This is a genomic window from Microbispora sp. NPDC049633 (genome assembly GCF_040675265.1).
Classification (GTDB): Bacteria; Actinomycetota; Actinomycetes; order Streptosporangiales; family Streptosporangiaceae; genus Microbispora; species Microbispora maris.
Genome location: NZ_JBFAOO010000029.1, coordinates 47,507 through 54,119, shown reverse-complemented (window position 1 = coordinate 54,119; position 6,613 = coordinate 47,507). Strand labels below are relative to the sequence as shown.

5 protein-coding genes are annotated in these 6,613 nt (G+C 75.4%); 3 read left to right on the top strand and 2 right to left on the bottom strand.

Annotated elements, in window-relative coordinates; translation table 11 throughout:
- Positions 1-496: response regulator transcription factor (locus AB0J39_RS10690; protein ID WP_363463166.1), on the bottom strand; the 496-nt coding region annotated here is incomplete at its 3' end.
- A complete protein-coding gene (locus tag AB0J39_RS10685; protein WP_363463165.1) occupies positions 484-1,731 on the bottom strand; it encodes a histidine kinase in 1,248 nt (415 codons plus the stop codon). The genes AB0J39_RS10685 and AB0J39_RS10690, both read right to left, overlap by 13 nt.
- Positions 1,732-1,871: 140 nt before the next feature.
- On the opposite strand from AB0J39_RS10685, the gene AB0J39_RS10680 reads away from it, so the two are divergent.
- From AB0J39_RS10680 to AB0J39_RS10670, 3 genes are all read left to right on the top strand, one after another.
- The gene (locus AB0J39_RS10680; protein ID WP_363463164.1) at positions 1,872-2,645 is read left to right on the top strand and encodes an ABC transporter ATP-binding protein; all 774 of its coding nucleotides are present in this window, start codon (positions 1,872-1,874) and stop codon (positions 2,643-2,645) included.
- The gene (locus AB0J39_RS10675) at positions 2,639-5,074 is read left to right on the top strand and encodes an ABC transporter permease (RefSeq protein ID WP_363463163.1); all 2,436 of its coding nucleotides are present in this window, start codon (positions 2,639-2,641) and stop codon (positions 5,072-5,074) included. The genes AB0J39_RS10680 and AB0J39_RS10675 overlap by 7 nt, the downstream gene beginning before the upstream one ends.
- Before the next feature lie 202 nt (positions 5,075-5,276).
- On the top strand, positions 5,277-6,590 hold the full coding sequence (locus AB0J39_RS10670) for a HAMP domain-containing sensor histidine kinase (protein WP_363463162.1): 1,314 nt from the start codon (positions 5,277-5,279) through the stop codon (positions 6,588-6,590).
- Positions 6,591-6,613: the final 23 nt, after the last annotated feature.

The window sequence follows — 6,613 nt, the reverse complement described above, 5'->3', positions numbered from 1 at the left end:
AGCGGCCCTCCGCGACCAGGGCGAGCACCTCCCGCTCGCGCGCAGTGAGCCGGGCGAGCGGGTCGGCGCGCCCGCGCAGCAGCTGCCTGACCACCTCCGGGTCGATCACGGTGCCGCCGCCCGCGACCGTCGTCACCGCGCCGGCGAACTGCGCGACGTCGCCGATCCGGTCCTTCAGCAGGTAGCCGACGCCGCCGGCGCCCGCCTCGTCGAGCAGCTCGGCCGCGTAGGTCTGCTCGACGTACTGGCTGAGCACGAGCACCGGAAGGGACGGCCGCGCCGCCCGCAGCTCCAGCACGGCCCGCAGCCCCTCGTCGCTGAAGCCGGGGGGCATGCGCACATCCGCGATCACGACGTCCGGGTCCCGCTCGGCGACGGCCGCGATCAGCGCGGGCGCGTCGCCCACCGCGGCCACGACGTCGTGCCCGAAGCGCTCCAGCAGACCGGCCAGCCCTTCCCGGAGCAGCACCGAGTCTTCGGCGATCACCGCGCGCACGGGATCTCCGCTCTGACCGTGGTCGGGCCGCCGTGTGGGCTCTCGACTCCGAGCGTGCCCTCGACGGCCGCCACCCGGTCGGCGAGCCCGGTCAGGCCCGTGCCGCGCGCGGGGTCCGCTCCCCCGCGCCCGTCGTCGGCGACCTCCAGCACGAGCACGCCCCGGCGCAGCCGGCCGCGCACCACGCAGGAACCCGCGCCGCTGTGCTTGGCCACGTTCGCCAGCGTCTCGCAGACGACGTAGTAGGCCGCCGCCTCCACCCTGGCGGGCAGCCGCCCGTCCAGCGCGATGTCCACCCGGGCGGGCACCGGCGATCTTCCGGCGACTTCGCGCACGGCGGCCGGCAGCCCGCGGTCGGCGAGCACCTGCGGATGGACCCCGCGGATCAGCTCGCGCAGCTCCGCGAGCGCCTGTCCCGCCAGCTCGCGGGCCTCCTCCAGCCGCAGGGCCGCGGGCGAGCCCGGCGGAAGGTCGAGCCCGGCCAGGCCCAGCTTCATCGACAGGGCTACCAGCCGCTGCTGCGCGCCGTCGTGCAGGTCGCGCTCGATGCGGCGGCGCTCGGCCTCGAAGGCGTCCACGAGGCGCGCCCGGGACCGCGCGACCTCGCGCGTCTCGGCCTCCTGCGGCACGAGCATGGCCCGCGCCATCGCCGCCCGGGCGCCCGCCCAGGCGCTGACCGTGTACGCGGCCACGGGCACCAGCAGCAGTCCGGCCGCCGAGCCGATGAAGGTCTCCCCCAGCGTGGCCTCACCCTCGGGGCTGATCGGCTGCACGACCGGGGAAAGGATCAGCACGGCCGGTCCGGCGATCGCGACCACCGCCACCAGCAGGTCCACCCAGCCGAGCACGACCAGCGCCACGAGGGCGTGCCCCGCCTCCCGCCATCCCGGCCGGCGGCCGCCCGGCAGCCCGCGCACCGGCTGCCGGTCCGCGAGCCGCAGCCGCCACCGCTCGAACCAGGCCACGGGCACCAGCAGCGCGGCGACCACCAGGACGGCCACCAGCACGGCGGTCGTCGCGCCCGCGGCGCCGTCCACCGCCCGCGCCGACGACAGCACGGTGGCGAACGCGAACCCCGGAACGGCACCGGTCAGCAGGTACGCCAGGGAGCGCCAGGGCCAGACGGAGGTCAGGAAGCGGCCCGGCGGCCCGGCGAGCGCCTCCAGCGCGGTCCGGGGCGCGAGGGCGGCGGGGGCGACGGCGGGAACGGCGGGAACGAGGATGGGGGCGGCCACGGCACCGACGTTAACCGCTCGACGCGCCGGTGTCGGTAGTGCTGGGAATACCTCCGGTTCTCGCCCCAGCGCCAATGCCCGGCGGGCCCGCCGCCGGTTGGCTGAGCGACATGACACCACCCGACTTGACACCGCCCGGCATGACACCGCCCGGCGAGACACGGACAACCGGGCACGTGGTCCTGCTCGACTCGGTCCGCGTGGTTCACGGCACCGGGCCGGGCGCGGTGACCGCTCTCGACGGCGTGACCCTCGGCTTCGGCCGGGGGACCTTCACGGCCGTGATGGGGCCGTCGGGCTCCGGCAAGTCCACGCTGCTGCACTGCGCCGCCGGGCTCGACCGTCCGGCGGCCGGAACCGTGCTGATCGACGGCACCGACCTCGGCCCACTGGACGAGAGGGCGCTCACCCTGCTGCGCCGGGACCGGGTCGGCTTCGTCTTCCAGGAGTACAACCTGGTCGACGCGCTCACCGCCGAGGAGAACGTGGCGCTGCCCCTGCGCCTGGCCGGCCGCCGCCCCGCCCCCGCCTCGGTGCGCGCCGCGCTGGGTGAGGTCGGCCTGGCCCATCGGGCCGGGCATCGGCCCGCCGAGCTGTCCGGCGGCGAGCGGCAGCGGGTCGCCATCGCCCGCACGCTGATCGCCCGGTCGCCAGGAACAGAGCCCGTCGTGCTCTTCGCCGACGAGCCGACCGGCGCGCTCGACAGCGCCGCGTCGCGTGCGGTCATGGAACTCCTGCGCGGGCTCGTGGACACCCGCGGGCAGACCGTCGTCATGGTCACCCACGACCCCGCCGCCGCGGCGTACGCGGACCGGGTCGTGCTGCTGGCGGACGGCAGGCTCGCCGGGGAGCTGGGCCGGTCGAGCGCCGCCGAGATCGCCGCGCGCACGACCCTGCTGGAGGAGGCGTGCTGAGCCTCGACCTGCTGCGCTCCCTGCTGCGTGGCCGGTGGACGGGGCTCGTGGGCAGTCTCGTCGCGCTGTGCCTCGGCACCGTGATCCTCTCCGCGACCACGCTGCTGCTGGCCTCCGCCGGCCCGCGCGTGCCCGAGCGGTACGCCGCCGCGCCTCTGCTCGTACGCGTTCCCGGCACGCCCGGCGAGGAGAACGCCTTCAGGGAGAGCCGGCCCTGGTCCCCCGAGGCCGCCGGGTCGCTGGTCCGCGCGCTGACGTCCGTGCCCGGCGTCGCGGCGGCCGTGCCCGACCGCGCCTTCTACGCCCAGGCCGTCGTCGGCGGCAGGCCGACGGGCGGGCACGAGGCCCGGAGCTGGAGCGTCGCCGCGCTGGCGCCGTACCGGCTGGTGACCGGCCGGGCGCCGGTCCGCGCCGGAGAGGTGGTGCTCGACCGCGCGCTCGGGCTCGCACCGGGCTCGCCCGTCACACTGCTGACGGCGGGCGGACCGGCGCCGTACACGGTCACGGGCCTCACCGACGGTCCCGGGCCGTACGTGTCGGAGGGCGAGGCCGAACGGCTCGGGGGCGGTGTCCGGGTCGTCGGGCTGCTCGTCCGGCCGGGGGCCGATCTCGCCGTGGTGCGGGCCGCCGTGTCGCGTGCCGTACGCGGGGTCGCCGGCGAATCCGGCCAGGTGCTCGCGGGACCGGACCGGGCGGCGGCCGAATCCGCCGCCGACGCCCGGACGCGCTGGATCGGCATGCAGGTGCTCACCGCGATGGCGGTTCTCGGCGGTTTCGTGTCCGTGTTCCTGGTGGCGTCCACCTTCGCGTTCCGGGTGAACCAGCGGCGCCGTGAGTTCGGTCTGCTGCGGGCGGCCGGCGCGACCCCGCGTCAGATCCGCCTGGTCGTGTACGCCGAGGCGCTCGCCGTCGGCGTGGTCGCGGCCACGGCCGGGACCCTGCTGGGCGCGGCCGTCGCGCCCGCGGTGGGCGAGATGCTCGTCACGGCGGGCGTCGAGCCCTCCTCGTTCGGCGTGCGGTTCACGCCGTGGCCGCCCGCGGGGGCGGTCGCGGCCGGGATCGCGGCGGCCCTGCTCGGCGCGTGGTCGGCGGCACGCCGGGCCGCCCGGGTCCGGCCCCTGGAGGCGCTGCGCGAGCACGCGGCGGGCGGCGGGCCGATGACGCGGACGCGGTGGATCGCGGGGACGGTGGCCGTGGCCGGGGGCCTGGCCATGGCGGTGGCGAGCGGTTCCGCCCGGGAGGACGCGCTGGTGAACGACGTCCTGCTCGCCGCGATGGCGCTGATCGCCGGGCTCACGCTGCTCGCGCCGGTCGTCCTCCCGCCGCTCGTGCGGGCCCTCGCGTGGCCGATGGCCAGGTCGGCGGTGGGCCTGCTGGCGGGGCGCGGCGCGGCGACGGCCGTGCGGCGCACCGCCGCCACCGCGGCCCCGGTGCTGCTGACGGTCGGCTTCGCCGTGCTCGTCACCGGCATGGTGCGCACGACCGCCGCGGCGTACACCGTGGAGGGGGCCGCGGGCGGCGGTGCGACGGCGGTGCTCGTGCCCGACGCCGCTCCGGGCCTCCCGGACGCGGCGCTGCGGGCCGCCTCGGCCGCCTCGGCCCCGCTTCCCGCCACCGTGTGGGGCGACAGGCCGCTCGCCGCGCTGGGCGGCCTTGATCTGGGCGGCCTTGATCTGGGCGGCGACCTCGGTGGCCTCGACGGCGACGTGATGGCGGTCGCCGGGTGGGCCGCGCGGGAGCACGGCTGGCGGGCGGGAGACCGCGTGCCGATCACCTTCGAGGACGGCCGGACCGTGCACCTGCGGGTCGCGGCGGTCCTGGCCGAAGCTCCGGCGGAGGTGCTGGTCTCGCGGGACACGGTCCGCGCCCACGACCCGTCGGCGCTGACTCCCGAGGCGTACGTGTCCGGGCCGCCCGGGCGCGCCTTCCCCGGCCTGGGGGCGAAGACGGTGAGCGTCGCCGAACGCGCGGCCGGCGAGCAGGCGGAGGAGGACCGGCTCGTCTGGCTGTTCACGCTCCTGCTGGTCGGGGTCTCGGCCGGCTACGCCGGTCTCGCGATCGTCAACACGCAGGTCATGGCGGCGTCGGCGCGGGTCCGCGACGTCGTGGTCCTGCGCCTGACCGGCGCGACACGGCGGCAGGCGATCGCGGCGACCGCCGCCGAGGCGGCTCTGGTCACCGGGACGGGCACCGTGCTCGGCTTCGCGGTGGCCTTTCCCGCACTGCTGGGAATGCGCGCCGGACTGGCGGAGATGGCCGGGGGCGAGGTTCCCCTGGTCGTCCCCTGGCCGGCCGTGGCGGCGATCGTCGCCCTATGTCTCATCTTGGCGACCACATCCAGCACGATTTTCACATTTAGCACTTATGCCACTGAACGTAAAACGCAGGCAAGAGCGGATCAAAGGCCGTCTACCAGGGCAGATGCATGATCAGGCAAAGAGACCGTCAACCCTTCACCGGGAAATCGCAAGGGTTGTGATCCAAAGCGCCATGGTGACCCCAATTCCGGATATCGCTTATTAACCTTTTTTTCCTCAGCATTGCATTACGGACGACATGGGAGGGTTCATGGGGGGCGGGCGCATGCCCAACTTTTTACGCCCACGCTCGATCCAGGCGCGGACCGCCCTGATGAGCGCGATCGTCTCCCTGGTCGTCCTGACGGTGATCGGGACCGGTCTGGACATCGCCATCCGGAACCGGATCCACAGCCACCTCTTCATGGACACGCAGCGGGTGGCCACCGACTGGATCGCCTCGATGGGTCCCAACGGCATCCCCGCACCGTCGGCGACGCACGACGATCTCGTCCAGCTCGTCGACTCCGGCAACCGGGTGATCACCGCCAGCCGGGCGGCGAGTGGCAGGCCCCCGCTGACCTCCCCCTTCCCCACGGGGGAGGACCGCCTGCAGTACCGCATCGAGTGCCCGGACAAGGGGCGGTGCGTCGCGCTCACCGCCGTGCGGGTTCTGCCGGTGCAGTCCCGGCTGTTCTGGAACGGCGAGCCGCACGCCGTGTACGCGGGCAGGGCCGAGCCCGGTCTCCTGGCCACGCGGCGGCTGGAACTGTTCACCGCGATCGGAGTGCTGTTGATGGCCGCCGGATGGACCTGGGCGAGCTGGCGTGCCGCGGGGCGCACGCTGCGCCCGGTCAGAGAGATTCGCGAGAGGGTGACGGAAATCAGCGTGCGCGACCTCAGCCTGCGGGTCCCCCAGCCGCCCGGGCGTGACGAGATAGCCGAGCTCGCCCGGGCCTCCAACAACTTCCTCGAACGCCTCGACACCTCCGTGCGCCAGCAGCGGCACTTCGCCTCGATGGTCTCCCACGAGCTGCGGACCCCGCTCGCCGGGCTGCGCACGCAACTGGAGGAGGCCCTGCTCTACCGCGAGGAGACCGATCCGTACGAGACGATCCGGACTGCGGTGCGCACCACCGAGCGGTGCCAGGCGATCATCGACGAGATGCTCACGGTCGCCCGCGTCCGCACGGCCGCGACCGCCGAACCCGAGCCGATCGACCTCGGGGCGCTCGTGCGGGAGGAGGCCGCCGCCCGCACCGGCGGCGTGCCCGTGCGGACCGAGGTCAAGGACGAGGTGACCGTGCTCGGCAACCGGGTCCAGCTGTGCGGCGTGCTGACCAACCTGCTGGTCAACGGCCAGCGGCACGCGGACAGCGAGGTGGAGGTCACGGTCGAGCGGGCCGGCGACGAGGCGGTCGTCACCGTGCTCGACGACGGCGACGGCATCGCGCCGGAGGACCGCGAGCGGGTCTTCGAACCGTTCGTCCGGCTGAAGGACGGGCGCCGCCGCGACCCGAAGGGCACCGGGCTGGGCCTCGCCCTGTGCCGCGTCACGGCGGACGCCCATCACGGGACGCTGCGGGTCGAGGACTCCCCGCGCGGCGCCCGCTTCGTCCTGCGCCTGCCGCTGCCCGCGGGCTCCTGACCCCGGCCCCCTGACCCCGGCCC

Excerpts from the sequence above, each read along its gene's own strand:
- AB0J39_RS10680 (WP_363463164.1), top strand. The coding sequence starts at position 1,872 with ATGACACCGCCCGGCGAGACACGGACAACCGGGCACGTGGTCCTGCTC.
- AB0J39_RS10670 (WP_363463162.1), top strand. The coding sequence starts at position 5,277 with ATGAGCGCGATCGTCTCCCTGGTCGTCCTGACGGTGATCGGGACCGGT.